Below are 14152 nucleotides of genomic sequence, written 5' to 3'. Positions count from 1 at the left end.
TCATGAAGTGCCAACACTGCGGCGGTCAACGCGGCGCCCTGCCGGGGATGGTCTGCCCCGGCTGCGGAGCGGCCCGTTCCCGGACAGCGGCCGGCGAAGGCTCCTGGGTCGCGAACGAGACCTTGACCGGCCGCGTCTCGACCTTGCCCCGACGACGTAAAGCCTTGCTGACGGCGGGAGTTGTGGTGGCCGCCGGCGGCCTGGCGACGGTGGCCGCGCTGCTCCTGTCGGGCGGCGGAAGCATGGCCGGCGGTACGAGCCGTACGGACGCGGCGGGCCGGACGGGCGCCCTGCCGGACCGGATCGGAGGCGGGGCGCCGACCCGTATCGGCCCGGGGGAGGACGCCGCGGGCGAGCCCTCACCCGGGGAGCCGCCCTCGGAGGCGCCGGAGGCCCCGGTTCCTCCCCCTGCGGAGGGCCACCGCTTCACGGGGTGGGCCGGCCCGGGCTGCACGGTGGGGGAGTACCGGGAGTACGGCCGCTTCGAGAAGGGCGAGGCGGGCTGGTACGGGGTCGCCTCCGGCGGCTTCACCGGCGGCGGCTGCGACGGCCGGTTCAGCGCCGTCCCCATGTCGGGCAGCCCCACCGAGGACCGGGGCTCCACCGCCACCTGGTCCTGGCACCTCGGCGAGGGGTTCAGCGAGTGCGCGCTCACGGTGTTCGTGCCGGAGGGGCGCGCCCGCGACGTGGCGGGCGACCCGACGGTGTACCGGGTGCTCTCCGATCCGGCCGACGCGGACAGCGCGTACACCGGGTTCGCGGTGCGCCAGACGCAGCACCGGGGGAGCCCGGTCGAGGTGGGCAACTACCCCGTCAAGGGCGACACGTTCGCGGTCCTGCTCATCGACCGGGGCCGTGACTGGGGCGCGGCGGACCGGGTGGGCGCGCACCATGCGGCGGCGCAGATGGGGGTGGTGTGCGCTTGAGGGGGCGCGACTGCCCGCACGGGGCGTAGGGCTGTCCGCGTACGGGGTGTGGGCGTAGGGCTCTCCGCGTAACGGGACGTGGGCGTGAGGCTGTCCGCGTACGGGACGTAGGCGTGGGTGTGGGGCTGTCCGTACGGTACGTAGGTCAGGGGGCGTCTTCGTACGGTCCGCCCCGGAAGTACAGCGCGCCGGAAGCCCTCGAACGGTCACCGCGCTCGTGCGCCGCATCGGACCGGTCGGCGGGCGCGGACCGCCCGGCCAGGCCGCGCAGGGTCTCCAGGCCGGCCAGGACCTCCGACCGGTTGCGGGACAGCTTCATCCACCGGGGCAACCGGGCGAACATCATCATCGTGGAGCCGGCACCCCCGCGTTCGCGCAGAGTGGCGCGGACGTAGGCCGACAGATGGTCGACGTGCTCGTCGTTGTAGGCCCGGAGAACACGACCGGCGCATCGGGTCTGCAACCACAGCGGCCGATGGAAGAACGGATCCTCCGTGCCGCCCAGCCGGGCCCCGACGAGCCCGCCCCCGCGCATCCCCGGCTGCCATGCGGCGACGGCGCCGCACCCTCCGCAGGCCAGACGGCGGGGCTGGAACAACAGCTCGCTGAAGTAACGGACTTCGGGGAGCCCGGGGCGTGGAACGACGTGCGCGCGCCCGCCGCACCGAGGGCAGACCACCAGTACGAGGCCGGCGTACTGGGCCAGCCACCGCCCCGAGTCGAAGTGCCGGACCGGGCCGGTGTCCGGACCCTTGCCCGGTACGGGGGCCGGTACGGGCATCGGCTGGGCATTCATGCAGCACACTCTCGCAGGCCAGGGGCGTGCCCACGACCGGATTTCGCGGCGGGGGAGCCCGTACTCCGGCGGAGGAACCCCGTACTCCGGTGGCCGGGCGAACGACGTTGTGCCGCCGTGGACCCACCTGGTTCACTCACCGGATGACCCTCCACTCCGCGCCCTCCGACTCCGCGCCTCTCGACTCCGCCACCCTCGTACGTACGCTGATCGCCGCCCAGTTCCCGCACTGGGCGGACCTCCCGGTGGAGGCGGTCGACGCGAGCGGGACGGCGAACGCGGTCTACCGCCTGGGCGAGGACAAGGTGGTACGGCTGCCGCGTACGGAGGGCAGCGCGGCGGACGTGGCGACGGAGGCCTACTGGCTGCCCCGGCTGGCCCCGCAGCTGCCCGTACCCGTCCCGGCGCCGCTCGCCCAGGGGGCACCGGCCGAGGGCTTCCCCTGGGCCTGGTCGGTCTGCACCTGGCTGGAGGGCACGAACCCCGCCCCGGGCGAGGGCACTTGGGCTCCGGACCTCTTCGCCGCGGACCTGGCGGAGCTCGTCCTCGCGCTGCGCGGCATCGACGCCACGGACGCCCCACCGGCGTACCGCAGCGAGCCGCTGGCCTCCCGGGACGCCGTGACGCGGAAGGTGATCGCCGAGCTGGACGGCGTTCTCGACGCCGGGGCGGTGGCCGCGGCCTGGGACAAGGCGCTGACCGCCTCGCCCTTCACCGGCGCGCCCGTGTGGGTGCACGGGGACCTCCAGCCGGGCAACGTCCTGGTCGCGGACGGCCGCCTCACGGGAGTGATCGACTTCGCCTGCATGGGCCTGGCCGACCCCGCCGTCGACCTGATCGCCGCCTGGTACCTGCTCCCGGCCGGGGCCAGGGAGACCTTCCGTACGGCGGTCGGGGCCGACGACGCGACCTGGGAGCGGGGCCGCGGCTGGGCGCTGTCCATAGCGGTGATGGAGCTCGCCGCCTACCGGGAGTCGAACCCGGTGACGGCGCGGAACGCGTGGTGGGTGATCGGGGAGATCCTCGCGGGGTGACCGGCCGAGGGCTGGGGGCGAGGAGGAGCTGACCCCCCTGGGAACAGGGGTGCCAGCCGTAGTGAGTGCGAACGCCCGGGCTTCTAGCGTCTGTTGCATGAGATACGCAGAGAAGATCAGGATCCCCCGCGGCCCGGCGGCGGCCCGCACCGCAGCGGCCGCAGGCCTGGCACTCGCCGTAGGCCTGACGGCGTCACCGGCCCTGGCGACGCCCACCACGAGAACGGCCGGTGCGGCGGCACACAGCGGCCTCGACCGGTACTACGACCAACGCCTGGCCTGGGGCACCTGCGCGCAGTCCCCCGACGACACGATGGGCCGCGACCTGGACCGGGCGGGCGTGCAGTGCGCGAACGCCACGGTCCCGCTGGACTACGCGGCACCCCGGGGCCGCACGATCACGGTCGCGGTGTCCCGCCTGAAGGCCACCGAAACCCGCCACCGCATCGGTGCGATCCTCCTCAACAACGGCGGACCCGGCGGCACGGCACTGGAGTCCCCGCCGGTCATCCGCCAGGCGATGAAGGAGGTCGGCGCCCGGTACGACATCATCGGCTTCGACCCGCGCTTCACCGGCCGCAGTACGCCGCTGGACTGCGGCTGGCCCGTCAGCTTCCCCTGGTTCTCGGCCGGGGCGGGCCGGGCGGGCTTCGACCGTCACGTGGCCCTGAGCAAGAGCCTGGCCGCCAAGTGCCGCGCCACCAACGCCTCGGTCCTCCCGCACGTCACCACACGCAACACCGCCCGGGACATGGACGTGATCCGGGGCGCGCTGGGCGAGCGGAAGATCTCCTACCTGGGCTACTCGTACGGTACGTACCTGGGCACGGTCTACACGCAGATGTTCCCCGGCCGCTACGACCGGGTGGTCCTGGACGGAGCGATCGACCCGCGCGCCTACGGCCCCCGGCTGCTGAAGGACGCGGTACGGGAGAACGAGCAGGCGCTCTCCGCCTGGGCCACGTGGACGGCCGCCCACCACACGACGTACGGCCTGGGCCGCACCCGTAAGGCCGTGCTGGCCACGATCGACCACACCATGGCGAAGGCGGCCCGTGGCCCCCTGACGGTCGGCACCGCGCCGGACGTCTTCCGCCTGGACGACACCCACATACCGACGCTTCTCTTCATGGGCGTGGCCGACGACACGGACGCGTCAAGGGCGTCCCTGGCCGAGCAGGTCTCCGTACTGTCCAAGGCCGCAAAGGGCCAACAGCTAAGGCTCTCCCCGGAGTTCACCGAGCAACTACGCTTCGCCCTGACCGACGAGGGCTCGGCCTCCGGCAGCGTCCAGACGGCGATCCTCTGCGGCGACGCGGCGGCCCCACGCAACCCCGAGCTCTACTGGCGCGACATCGAACGCACCCGCGCCGCCCACCCCCTCTTCGGCCCCTTGACCGAGAACATAGGCCCGTGCGCGTTCTGGAACGCCCCTCGCGAGAACCCCACCCGCATACGCCACGACGCGCCGTCCCTGATAGTCGCCGCCACCGGCGACCCCCGCACCACCTACCGGGGTAGCGTGGCCTTGCACGACCAGCTCCCCAGCTCCAAACTCCTCACCCTCAAGGGCGCCAACCGCCACGCGCTATACGGGGAGTACGGCAACGCCTGCGTGGACACCAAGGTCAACAACTACCTTGCGACGGGCAAGCTGCCCGGAAGGGACGAGACCTGCGTCAAGTAGGGGCCCACCGATATCCCCGGCCACCGGTGACACGCTCCGAGGGGGATTCGCGGACCCAACCTGCGGATCTCTACTCCTCAGGCGGCTGAAGGGTCCCCGCACGCCGGTGAGGCAGCCCGCGGTAGATCACCCAGAGGCTGATCAGCATCAGGAGGACCCCGACTAGGGCCCAGGCTATGGATGCGCCTTCGCGGTAGTCCCTGATGCCTATCCAGAAGAGCAGGGTGGACGGGAACAGCCCCGCCCAGTCGAGTGCTCTGTCCAACTTTTCGGGAAACAAAGGCTTGTTCACAGCCGGATCATGACAGGTGCCTGAGCCGCCTGCCAGACACGGGCGCACTGCCTGCGTTCTGGGCTGCGGTGGACCGGCCTGGGCCTGGACCGAAGGTGCCGTCGCCGTTGATGTCAGGAGCAGATGGGAAAGGCCACCCAGGAATGTTCCTGGGTGGCCTTTTCGCTTGTGCCCCCGGCAGGATTCGAACCTGCGACACCCGCTTTAGGAGAGCGGTTGTTGACCCATTCATCTGCCCTGATGAGGTGTGGTGCCTGTCTCCCGTTGAAGATCCAATGGGGAGAATATGGGGAGCGAGGTCAGCGACTCGGCTTCCGGAGGTCGACCCGACCCCACAGGGTCTTCAGCCCGATGTTCGCCATCGCCTTCCAGAATACTTCTTCGAGCCCGTCCAGCCGCTCCTGCCGCATGTCCGGCGTGGGCTTCTGGTAGTGCCGCTTGATCCCCGGCCGCCGATGCCCCGCCGCCTCGAAGGCCAGCGGTTCCTTCACTCCGATCTGCGCCTGAAGGGTGTCATGCAGTGCACGCAGGGCGCGCATGTCCAGGCCGGGCAGGATCGGCTCCCACCCCGCCCGGAAGGAGACGCCCTGTCGCTTCGCCCGCTCGTCACGTCCGTCGCACGCCGGCCGGAAGTCCCTGCTCCAGTTGCCCCGGCGCCACGGCTTACCGGTGGACGTGCTGAACGGGCGCTCGTACGGCCAGTCGTCCAGGTGGTGGCCGAGCAGCCGGGCGAGGAACGGCGGGACGTCGATGTCGCGCGTCGACCCGTCGTTCTTCGTCGGCTCTAGCTGGAGCCGGTAGCCGTGCTTCGTGCCGTCGGTGCCGCGCTCCTGGTACTCCGCGTACTCCTCGACCACCCGCAGGATCGGGCACACGAACTCGGAGTCGCCCCAGGGCTGTCCGCGCTCCAGCAGCGTCCGGTCCCGGTGCAGTCCGAGGCCTTCGCCCCAGCGCAGCCCGGTGAACGCGGTCGTCAGCACGTGGATACCGCGCGCCGGCCCGAGCCGCTCCGCCACTAGCAGCGCATCCTCGGGCCGAGGGTCACGGCTGACCTTCGGCGCCTTCGGCATGGCAGCGTCACCGGCGGTGTCGCGCGTACGGCGCCGGCCGAACAACGGGTTCACCGTGATGTGCTGGGCGTCGACCGCAGCGGTCAGGATGGTGGACATCAGGCTGACGCAGTGCCCGCGCGAGACGTCGGCGATCGTGAGGCTCTGCTGCCAGGCGTCGACTTCGTACCAGGTGACGCTGCCCAGGGCGGTGTCCTCCCAGCGCGGCAGGATGTGGCTGTCGAGCTTCTCCCACCGGGTGCCGACGGTGCGGCCGCGCTTCCGTCTGGTCGACATGAACGACTTGGTGAACTCGCCGAACGTGACGGCCCGGAGGTCCGGGTCGACCCATCGGCCGGCCCGGATCGCCGCGTCCTGCTCTTTGCCAAAGGCCAGCGCGGTGCGCTTCGTGGGGAACCCCGACTCGGATCCGTATGTCCCGTCCGGCTTGACGTACCGGCACCGCCACGTGGACCCGCGCTTCTCCGCTGATGCCATGACGCCCCCTTAGCTGAGCCTCCAGCGGGGCGTGATGACGAGCGGCTCAGGGCCCGGGATGATCCCGCCGAGCTGGCTCAGTACCTCTTCGGCGATGTAGAGGATCCACTCGCCGCCCCGCTTCAACAGCCACGCGCAGACGCCGTACGGCATCGACGCAACACACCTGATCTGAACCCGCATCGGACCCCCTGAATAGTCCCGAGCGGCGGCACCCTCAAGGTTGACCATGCAACCACAACTCACGGCATATGCAGAGCCCCTTACGTAACTTTGCGCGCAGAACCGGTCACTCGCTGCCGGAGCGCCTGATCTGTGCCTCGGTCTTCTCCCACTGGAGCAGCGCCTTCTGGATCTGCTCGGGCGTGGCGTCGCCGCCGCGGCCCTTCACGATGATGACCATCTGCGCCTCGGAGTCCTCGCCGTCCTCGCCGGGCAGGTTGATGACTGCCGTGTCGAGGACGGGGCGGCCGTCGGCGAGCGCGGCCTTGATGCGCAGCGGTAGGTCCTCCGGCGTGTCGGCGAGCGCGGTGACCGGTTCGTCGGGCGGGATGGCCACCTCGCGGGTGGGTTCGCCGCCGTTGAGTACGGCGTCGATGCTGGCCTCGGTCCACCCGACGATGCGGGCGTACTCGCGGACGGTGGGGGTGACTCGGCTGATCTTGCCAAGCTCGGTGTTCCGGAGCGCGTTCGGAGTGATGCCGATGCGCTCGGCCACGTCCTTCTGCCCCAGCCCGAGATCTTCGCGTGCTGCCCGGAGGGCTGATCCCAGCCGTGCCCAGTCTCGATCCATGAGGCACATCATGCCGCATCGGCGTGCAACCCAATAGTGCAGGTCTCGGCCTCTGAGCAGCAGTTACTCAGCGTGGGAGGGGCATGCGGGTTGCAGATAGTGCGTTCGTTGTGCGCCGGGGAGGCAGTTACGGCGGGCTGTTAAGCAAAGTAAGTGTGCTTATGGCGGGCGAGAACGCTTGCGTTGCGGGTCCTGGCGTGTAAGTCTCTTCGTGTGACACCGAACGGCGCAGCAATCAAGGCCATCCGTGAAGCGAAGCAACTTAGCCTCCGGGCTATGTCTCTTCGTACTGGGCTGAACCGCGGCTACCTCTCCCGCCTCGAACGTGGACTCATCGCCCACCCGAGCGAGGACAAGGTCGCGCTGATCGCGGCGGCGATGCAGGTGTCTACCTCTGCCATCACTCACAAGGAGACACCGACGTGACGACCACGACGGCCAAGAAGAAGGTGCGCCCCGCCGCCCAGGTCGGCGGCGCCACGGGCCTGGACGATTTTGTGCATTACACACCCGAACAGATCGAGGCCGAGGGGTGGCTGCCGTTCTCGGCACGCACGCTCCGCGACAAGGCGAGCGCCCGGGTCTTCCCCCACAGCCGGGCGGGTGGCCGGATCACGTTCCTGCGGCGCCACATCCAGGAGATCGCGGCCATGTACGAGGTTCGCCCGGTAAACGAGCGCACGCACCGCCCCGCTGCCTGAGCAGCTGTGAGGCCGCCCCCGTAACGACCAAGTCCGGGAACGGCCTCTGATCCACCCGTCATCCTCCGCGAACAGAGAGGTGGACCGATGTCCATCCAACCATCACAAGCCCCCGATGACAGCAACGATGACTTCTGGGCCAAGGAGCGCGCGGTCGACGCCGCGAACCGTGGCCGTCAGGCGGACCCGTCTGCGTGCGGTACCTGCCAGGCCAACGTGAAGGCCGGGGAGCAGGTCGAGCACGACGAATGCGCCCAGCGGGCCACGCTCCTGAAGGCCCCTGATCACCCGTCTTTCGAGTTGCTCGCGGGTGTCTCCTTGGAGGAGAACGCGAAGCTCCCGGCCCGCTTCCACATCCCGGTCTTCGATGACTGCGGCGTGCCGAACGCCTGGCTGTGCGCGGTCTGCCAGGAGGACGGCATGGTCAGCCAGTGGCCGTGTGCTGTGGCCGTGAAGCAGGGCACGAAGGTCTTCACCCCGGCCCACGGGGCAGAGACCGCGAGCCAGCGGCAGACCTCTCGCATCTCCGAGCTGGAGAAGCAGCTTGCCGAGTACGAGGTCATGAACCCTCAGCAGTGCCCGGCGGGTCAGCACCTCGTGTGGCTGGTCGACTCGGAGCACACGCACACCTGCCCGTGGTGCCGGATTGCCGAGCTGGAGCAGCAGATGTCGGCCCTTCAGGAGACCTCGAAGCAGCTCCTCCGCAAGGCGGCCTCCGCCCCGTCGCAGCGTGAGGCAGGTGCCCTGTGAGCGCCGCCGACGAGACCGCGATCCAAGCCCTGTCCACCGCCGGCGCCTTCTGCGGCGAGTGCGGGTTCGAGCCCGGCGACCGTGGCTGCCCGGACTGCGAGCGCGTCTGGGCCGGGTACGTGAAGGCCCTCCGCGCCGCTGGCTGGGCACCCCGCACCGAGGTGACGGACGAGTTCGTGGCGTGGCTGGTGAAGCGGGCGCGTGAGCACCGGGCGCAGGGCCCGCAGTACGCCAAGCAGGCCGACGTGATCGGCCGCCTCGCGGACAAGGTCCAGCGTGGCGCGGTCCGTCCGAACAACCTCCTCTCGCTGCCGCCGCAGGGCGGACCGGAGGACGTGACGGAGCTTCGGGCCAGGATTGCCGAGCTGGAGTCCCGGCCGTCGCCCGCCGCCGTGCTGCGGCAAGTGGCTGACCAGTGGACCGCGCACTGCCCCGAGCACTCCGACGCCGAAGACGTGTGGATGGACTGCCCGGAGGACTGGGTGTTCGAGCTTCGCCGGGCGGCCGACGAGCACGACAAGGGCGGTACGTCGTGACTGCCGCCGACATGGAGCGACTGGACACCCCGCTCGCCGTGCTGGCCGCCCGGGTGGATGCCCTGAACGCGCTGAAGCGCACCCGCATGGCCGCCGGGCTGCTGGCCGAGGAACGCCACCAGTGCGACCCCGACGACGCCGCGTTCGCCCTGCTGCCCTGCCCGCACCCCGAGGCGTGCTCCACGGACGCCGACTACCCCGAATGGGCTGTCGATTTGGCCGAGCAGATCCGCGCCAGCAACACCACCCGGAGGACCCGATGAGCCGCGTAACTGGAGTCGTGGGAGTCAGCATCGACGCCACGGACAAGATCGAGACCGCGTACCGCACCGGCTACCAGGGCCGCCAGTTCGCCACCCTCCGGGTCGGTAACGCCCTCGGTATCGACGTGGTCGACGCTTCCCCGGAGGTGCTGCGCCAGCTCGCGGCCGGGTTCGAGGAGCTGGCCGAGTGGGCAGAGGCCCGCGACGTCGCCGCCGAGGTGGCCGACCAGGTCGCCGCCGAGGACGGGGTCCGCAGCATCGGCGTCCCGTACCAGCGCGGGACGGAGGCGGCGGCATGAGCGAGATCTTCGTCCACGAAGGCATCGAGTTCGACCTGACCCTCACCTACGCCGACTGCACCGGCGTCGAGTGGGCCTGGACCGGCGAACAGGCTGACGGGGTACCACTGATGGCCCAGAACAAGGCCCCCGGTGGTTGCGAGACCCCGTGGAAGCTCACCGACCTGTACTGGGAGCTGGGCCCGCTCATCGCGATCCACGACCGGCCGTCGAACGCCGACTACCGGGCCGCGATCGACCCGAACTATGCGGCGACCGTTGCGGCCGGATACGTCGAGGACCACATCGTCGCCTTTGTCGCACCGGCGCTGACCCCGCACCACCTGCCGCCAGCCCCGGTGCATTACGGGTGGCGGGCGTTCCTCGGCACGATCAAGGGGGAGCGCCGTGGCTGACCTGATGGTGCAGATTGACGGCGAGATGGTGCCGCTCACCGACTGCTTCTGGGTGCGGGCCAACTCGGCTGGCTGTGCGGTCGGTTCGGTTCGACCGGACCTCGGCGGCGACCTGATCGCCACCCCGCAGCAGGCCCAGCGCGAGTGGTCGACGACGAAGCGGCAGCGGGCGTCGGACGAGAAGCACGGCATGCAGCACCTCCTCCTCTCCCCGCAGCAGTGGGACGAGCAGGCCAAGCCCTGCTTCCTCGGCCGCTGCAATCACCGGCCGACCGTCGGATGAGCTACCTGATCACCGCCACCGTCATCGGCGTCATCTTCTGCCTGATGGCGGTGGCCCCCAGCCTCTGGACTTGGAAGGACAAACCGTGAACGGACCCCAGCACTACCGCGAGGCCGAGCGCCTCGCCAGCCGCGCCCACCACTTCACCTACGGCGACGGCGGCGACCCGGCCGTCGGGGCCGCGCTGGCCGCCGAGGCGCAGGTGCACGCCACGCTCGCGCTCGCCGCCGCGACCGCGATCACCGCCATGTCGCCGCACGCCTACGCCGGAACCGTCGCCGACTGGGACGCCATCGCCGGGCAGGGAGAAGGCAAGTGAGCCTTCCTCTCATACGCCGCAGCAAGCCGAAGCACCGGGCCGCCGACAAGGTGGCCGAGCTGGAGCGGCAGTTGAAGGACCAGCAGGCCGAGACAGTCAGCGCGTTCGGCCAGCTGATCGGGGCGGCCGACACCATCGCGATCCTCGAAGCCGACCTGGCCGACGTCCGAGCCAAGCGGGCGGAGGCCGAGGAGGTCGTGGTGTGCCTCGACGCCGACCTGCGGGACCGGACCGCCGAGCTGGAGCAGGCCCGCGCCGATCTCGCCGCAGCCCAGGCCCAGCTCGCCCCGTACCTCGCGGCGGAGGCCAACGCGAACGCGGTCACCGTCCCGCCCTCCGAGCGCGACATCAGCAGCTTCGAGGACCAGGCGACCGCCCCGATCAAGGTCACCACCCTGTGGGACGCCCTCGGTATCGGCCCCGTGGTCCGCACCGAAGGCAGCACCGATCCGGCGCACCTGCCGGCCGCCTGAGACCCGCCGGGCCGCGCGGATGACACAGGTCGCCGGCCCGGCGAACCAGAACACCCCGGCAGTAGAAGTGCCGGGGCGTCCACCACCAGCATCCCAGAGAAGGACGCCATGACGACCATCAACGCCCACAAGCTCCAGCGGCTCATCAAGCAGACCCGCGCCCACATCAGCCCCGACGACACCCTGCCGCCCATCAACGGCATCCGCTTCGAGTGCGACGGCGTCCACATCCACGCCCTCGCCACCGACCGCTACACCTTCGCCGTGGCCCGCACCAAGGTCCGCGAGGAGACCGACACCTGGTCCGTCACCATCAGCGAGAAGACCCTCGGCTGGCTCACCCCGTGGCTGAAGACGCACAAGGGCGACACCATCCTCAACCTCGCGGTCACTGCCGACGACGGCAAGCTCACCGTCCCCACCACCGAGACGACCTTCCCGAAGTGGCAGCACCTCTTCCGCGACGCCCTCCAGGACGCCTCCGCGTCGGGTGATCTCGTCTCGGTCGACACCGACATGCTCAGCCGCTGGAAGCACGCTGACACGCACCTCCGGGTCTGGAAGACGGACGCCGAGAAGCCGCTTCTCCTCATCGGCGAGAACTTCCTCGGCCTGCAAATGCCGTGCCGGTACAGCGGCGACAACAAGGACCGGGTCGAGGTCATCGGCGAGTGGATCGGGAGCCTCGCCAAGAAGAACGGGGAGAACGCCGAGCCTGTCGCGCCGCTCCCGCAGCCGGGCGCCGTCGCGAAGATGGCGGAGGAGATGCTCCGGCAGACCCTGCGCTCCACCGGGGAGATGTACGGCGCCGACATGGACACCGTGAAGGGGCGCGGCGCCTTCAACGCCTGGGTCCACTCCGGCATCTACGCCTGGTCCGCGTACCGGCTGCTGCAAGCCCTGAAGCAGGCCGACCCGGACCTGGCCGAGAAGACCGTGGCTGACCTCTCCGAGCAGTTGGAGTCCGGCGAGATCGGCGAGTGGGCCTGGGACGAGGCGGAGGCCGCCGGTCACGACCCGAAGAAGTGGGCCGACGACTACGAGGCGCACCTCAAGAAGCTCGCGGAGAAGCCCGCCACCTGACCCACCTCCCGGCAGGCGTGTTAGCCCGGCTCCGTCTGCCCGCTGCGGGCCGCCCCACGTGCGGCCCGCAGCACCCCACCCAGGAGAACCACATGATCGCCTGCGTCCGCTGCGACGACACCACCGGCCCCTTCAGCCGTCGCCCCGAAGGCCCGGTCTGCGAAGACTGCCTCACCGAACAGGACGGCCAGCGATGACCACCACCCTCGAACCCCCGGTCACCGAGGCCCCCGCACTGGGCATCCACACCGATCTGTCGAACACCGACTACCACGCCGACAAGACGTCCCTCTCCTCGTCGGGCGCCCGGAAGCTCCTCGCCCCGTCGACCCCCGCCCACTTCCGGTACGAGCAGGACAACCCGCAGCCGGCGACGAAGACGTTCGACTACGGCAACGCCGCCCACAAGCTCGTCCTCGGCAACGGCCCCGAACTCGCCGTCATCGACCACGCCCGCTGGGACACCAAGGCCGCCAAGGCCGAGGTCGCCGAAGCCCGCGAGCGCGGTGCGATCCCGCTCAAGCAGTCCGAGATGGACATGGTCACCGGGATGGCGGCGGCCATCCGCCAGCACCCGCTCGCCGCGGCGCTCCTCGACCCCGCTTACGGGGCGCCGGAGCAGTCCGGCTTCTGGATCGACGGGCCGACCGGCATCCGCCGCCGGGTGCGCTTCGACTGGCTGCCGTCCATCCAGGAAAGCCGCCTGATCATCCCCGACTACAAGACCGCCGCCGACGCCAGCGACGACGCCATGCAACGGGACATCGCGAAGTACGGCTACAACATGCAGGCCGACTGGTACGAGGACGCCGCCCGGGCCCTTGGTCTCGGCGGGCAGGACGCCGAACTTCTCCTGATCGTGCAGGAGAAGAAAGCCCCGTACCTGATCAACGTCATCGGCATCGAGTTCGGGTCCCGCGTCATCGCTGGCGCCAAGAACCGGGCCGCGATCGAGAAGTTCGCCGAGTGCATGTCCACCGGCCACTGGCCCGGCTACGCCGACGCCGAACCCAACTACCTCCCGCTCCCCGCCTATGCGGAGAACCGCGACAAGGAGATGTACCTGTGAACTTCCCCGCCCAGATACCCACCGCACCCGGCGCCGACCGCATCGGCCAGGGCACCGCGGTCGAGCAGTCCCGTGCCGTCGCCGAGGTCCAGGCCGCGATCTACGTGGCCCGACAGTTCCCCCGTGACATCGGCCGGTCCCGCGCATCCATGCAGGCTGCCTGCGGATCCATGGCCCTCGCCGAGAAGGCGTTCTACGACTTCCCCCGGGCCGGCGGCAAGGTCACCGGCCCCACCATCAACCTCGCGAAGACCCTCGCCCAGTCCTACGGCAACATCCAGTACGGCGTCACCGAACTCCGTCGCGACGACGACTATCGCCAGTCCGAGATGCAGGCGTGGGCGTGGGACGTCGAAAACAACACCCGGCATGTCCTCACCTTCATCGTCCCGCATGCCAAGTTCGCCCGGGGCAAGGTCGAGGCCCTCATCGACCTGCGGGACATCTACGAGAACAACGCCAACAACGGTGCCCGCCGACTGCGTGAGGCGATCTTCGCGGTGATCCCGGACTTCTTCATCGCCGAGGCCGAGGAGCTGTGCAAGGAGACCCTCGCGAAGGGCGACGGCAAGCCGCTCCCTGACCGCATCGACGGTGCGGTGAAGGTGTTCGAGCAGCTCGGTATCAACGGCGACCGACTGGAGCAGAAGCTCGGCCGGCCGCGCGCCCAGTGGAACGGCGCGGACATCGCCCAGCTTCTCATCACCCACAAGTCGATCCAGCGTCGGGAGATCGCTGTCGACGAGGCGTTCCCGCAGGCCCGCATCACCGCCGCGGAGATCAAGGGCAAGGCCCCGGCGAAGTCCGGTGGCAGCACCCCGCCGCCCAACGACGACCCGTGGGCGGGACAGGAAGTCCGCAAGCCCGGCTCCGGCAACTAGCCCGCACACAACGGGACGCCCCGCG

Annotated in this window: 20 protein-coding genes and 1 tRNA gene; 16 read left to right on the top strand and 5 right to left on the bottom strand. The window is 70.3% G+C overall.

Annotated elements, in window-relative coordinates:
- Nucleotides 1–47: 47 nt before the first annotated feature.
- The gene (locus GTY67_RS13755) at nt 48–926 is read left to right on the top strand and encodes an adhesin (protein ID WP_093692186.1); all 879 of its coding nucleotides are present in this window, start codon (nt 48–50) and stop codon (nt 924–926) included.
- A 145-nt stretch (nt 927–1071) separates the two neighbouring features.
- Here GTY67_RS13755 and GTY67_RS13750 read toward each other — a convergent pair whose 3' ends face one another.
- Nucleotides 1072–1722 carry a hypothetical protein gene (locus tag GTY67_RS13750; RefSeq protein ID WP_237502611.1) on the bottom strand — a complete coding sequence of 217 codons (651 nt, stop codon included), beginning with the start codon at nt 1720–1722 and terminating at the stop codon, nt 1072–1074.
- A 143-nt stretch (nt 1723–1865) separates the two neighbouring features.
- On the opposite strand from GTY67_RS13750, the gene GTY67_RS13745 reads away from it, so the two are divergent.
- A complete protein-coding gene (locus tag GTY67_RS13745) occupies nt 1866–2756 on the top strand; it encodes an aminoglycoside phosphotransferase family protein (protein WP_161278902.1) in 891 nt (296 codons plus the stop codon).
- A 97-nt stretch (nt 2757–2853) separates the two neighbouring features.
- A complete protein-coding gene (locus GTY67_RS13740; RefSeq protein WP_161278901.1) occupies nt 2854–4443 on the top strand; it encodes an alpha/beta hydrolase in 1590 nt (529 codons plus the stop codon).
- Between the two features lie 464 nt (nt 4444–4907).
- On the opposite strand, the gene GTY67_RS13735 is transcribed toward GTY67_RS13740, so the two are convergent.
- The 4 genes from GTY67_RS13735 to GTY67_RS13720 form a co-directional block, all read right to left on the bottom strand.
- Nucleotides 4908–4969, bottom strand: a tRNA-OTHER gene (locus tag GTY67_RS13735).
- Nucleotides 4970–5034: 65 nt separating this feature from the next.
- Nucleotides 5035–6282 (bottom strand): hypothetical protein, encoded by a 1248-nt coding sequence (locus GTY67_RS13730; protein ID WP_161278900.1) that lies wholly within the window; start codon nt 6280–6282, stop codon nt 5035–5037.
- A 9-nt stretch (nt 6283–6291) separates the two neighbouring features.
- A complete protein-coding gene (locus tag GTY67_RS13725) occupies nt 6292–6435 on the bottom strand; it encodes a hypothetical protein (RefSeq protein ID WP_161278899.1) in 144 nt (47 codons plus the stop codon).
- Nucleotides 6436–6571: 136 nt separating this feature from the next.
- Nucleotides 6572–7075, bottom strand: coding sequence for a helix-turn-helix transcriptional regulator (locus GTY67_RS13720; protein ID WP_161278898.1), 504 nt, complete (start codon nt 7073–7075; stop codon nt 6572–6574).
- A 153-nt stretch (nt 7076–7228) separates the two neighbouring features.
- On the opposite strand from GTY67_RS13720, the gene GTY67_RS35310 reads away from it, so the two are divergent.
- From GTY67_RS35310 to GTY67_RS13660, 13 genes are all read left to right on the top strand, one after another.
- Entirely contained in the window at nt 7229–7501 is a 273-nt protein-coding gene (locus GTY67_RS35310; RefSeq protein ID WP_343238673.1) for a helix-turn-helix transcriptional regulator, read from the top strand.
- Nucleotides 7498–7776 carry a hypothetical protein gene (locus GTY67_RS13710; protein ID WP_161278896.1) on the top strand — a complete coding sequence of 93 codons (279 nt, stop codon included), beginning with the start codon at nt 7498–7500 and terminating at the stop codon, nt 7774–7776. Before GTY67_RS35310 ends, GTY67_RS13710 begins: the two co-directional genes overlap by 4 nt.
- An 87-nt stretch (nt 7777–7863) precedes the next feature.
- Nucleotides 7864–8526 (top strand): hypothetical protein, encoded by a 663-nt coding sequence (locus GTY67_RS13705; RefSeq protein ID WP_161278895.1) that lies wholly within the window; start codon nt 7864–7866, stop codon nt 8524–8526.
- A complete protein-coding gene (locus tag GTY67_RS13700; RefSeq protein WP_161278894.1) occupies nt 8523–9062 on the top strand; it encodes a hypothetical protein in 540 nt (179 codons plus the stop codon). Before GTY67_RS13705 ends, GTY67_RS13700 begins: the two co-directional genes overlap by 4 nt.
- On the top strand, nt 9059–9325 hold the full coding sequence (locus GTY67_RS13695) for a hypothetical protein (protein WP_161278893.1): 267 nt from the start codon (nt 9059–9061) through the stop codon (nt 9323–9325). The genes GTY67_RS13700 and GTY67_RS13695 overlap by 4 nt, the downstream gene beginning before the upstream one ends.
- A gap of 17 nt (nt 9326–9342) precedes the next feature.
- A complete protein-coding gene (locus GTY67_RS13690; RefSeq protein ID WP_161278892.1) occupies nt 9343–9624 on the top strand; it encodes a hypothetical protein in 282 nt (93 codons plus the stop codon).
- Nucleotides 9621–10019, top strand: a complete 399-nt coding sequence (locus GTY67_RS13685) for a phiSA1p31-related protein (RefSeq protein WP_161278891.1) — start codon at nt 9621–9623, stop codon at nt 10017–10019. Before GTY67_RS13690 ends, GTY67_RS13685 begins: the two co-directional genes overlap by 4 nt.
- Nucleotides 10012–10302, top strand: coding sequence for a hypothetical protein (locus GTY67_RS13680; protein ID WP_161278890.1), 291 nt, complete (start codon nt 10012–10014; stop codon nt 10300–10302). The genes GTY67_RS13685 and GTY67_RS13680 overlap by 8 nt, the downstream gene beginning before the upstream one ends.
- Nucleotides 10303–10387: 85 nt before the next feature.
- Entirely contained in the window at nt 10388–10621 is a 234-nt protein-coding gene (locus GTY67_RS34540) for a hypothetical protein (RefSeq protein ID WP_202461427.1), read from the top strand.
- Nucleotides 10618–11094 carry a hypothetical protein gene (locus GTY67_RS13675; RefSeq protein WP_161278889.1) on the top strand — a complete coding sequence of 159 codons (477 nt, stop codon included), beginning with the start codon at nt 10618–10620 and terminating at the stop codon, nt 11092–11094. Before GTY67_RS34540 ends, GTY67_RS13675 begins: the two co-directional genes overlap by 4 nt.
- 108 nt (nt 11095–11202) lie before the next feature.
- On the top strand, nt 11203–12177 hold the full coding sequence (locus GTY67_RS13670; protein WP_161278888.1) for a hypothetical protein: 975 nt from the start codon (nt 11203–11205) through the stop codon (nt 12175–12177).
- A 193-nt stretch (nt 12178–12370) separates the two neighbouring features.
- The gene (locus tag GTY67_RS13665) at nt 12371–13246 is read left to right on the top strand and encodes a PD-(D/E)XK nuclease-like domain-containing protein (protein ID WP_161278887.1); all 876 of its coding nucleotides are present in this window, start codon (nt 12371–12373) and stop codon (nt 13244–13246) included.
- Nucleotides 13243–14127 carry a hypothetical protein gene (locus GTY67_RS13660; RefSeq protein WP_161278886.1) on the top strand — a complete coding sequence of 295 codons (885 nt, stop codon included), beginning with the start codon at nt 13243–13245 and terminating at the stop codon, nt 14125–14127. Before GTY67_RS13665 ends, GTY67_RS13660 begins: the two co-directional genes overlap by 4 nt.
- Nucleotides 14128–14152: the final 25 nt, after the last annotated feature.

The organism is Streptomyces sp. SID8374 (assembly GCF_009865135.1).
In the GTDB taxonomy this organism is placed as follows: Bacteria; Actinomycetota; Actinomycetes; order Streptomycetales; family Streptomycetaceae; genus Streptomyces.
The sequence above is the reverse complement of the archived record's forward strand: the minus strand, read 5'-3'. Positions and strand labels throughout refer to the sequence as shown.

Coding starts and splice junctions, on each gene's coding strand:
- GTY67_RS13755 (WP_093692186.1), top strand. CDS start 48: ATGGTCTGCCCCGGCTGCGGAGCGGCCCGTTCCCGGACAGCGGCCGGC.
- GTY67_RS13750 (WP_237502611.1), bottom strand. CDS start 1,722: ATGAATGCCCAGCCGATGCCCGTACCGGCCCCCGTACCGGGCAAGGGT.
- GTY67_RS13745 (WP_161278902.1), top strand. CDS start 1,866: ATGACCCTCCACTCCGCGCCCTCCGACTCCGCGCCTCTCGACTCCGCC.
- GTY67_RS13740 (WP_161278901.1), top strand. CDS start 2,854: ATGAGATACGCAGAGAAGATCAGGATCCCCCGCGGCCCGGCGGCGGCC.
- GTY67_RS13730 (WP_161278900.1), bottom strand. CDS start 6,282: ATGGCATCAGCGGAGAAGCGCGGGTCCACGTGGCGGTGCCGGTACGTC.
- GTY67_RS13725 (WP_161278899.1), bottom strand. CDS start 6,435: ATGCCGTACGGCGTCTGCGCGTGGCTGTTGAAGCGGGGCGGCGAGTGG.
- GTY67_RS13720 (WP_161278898.1), bottom strand. CDS start 7,075: ATGGATCGAGACTGGGCACGGCTGGGATCAGCCCTCCGGGCAGCACGC.
- GTY67_RS13705 (WP_161278895.1), top strand. CDS start 7,864: ATGTCCATCCAACCATCACAAGCCCCCGATGACAGCAACGATGACTTC.
- GTY67_RS13685 (WP_161278891.1), top strand. CDS start 9,621: ATGAGCGAGATCTTCGTCCACGAAGGCATCGAGTTCGACCTGACCCTC.
- GTY67_RS13670 (WP_161278888.1), top strand. CDS start 11,203: ATGACGACCATCAACGCCCACAAGCTCCAGCGGCTCATCAAGCAGACC.
- GTY67_RS13665 (WP_161278887.1), top strand. CDS start 12,371: ATGACCACCACCCTCGAACCCCCGGTCACCGAGGCCCCCGCACTGGGC.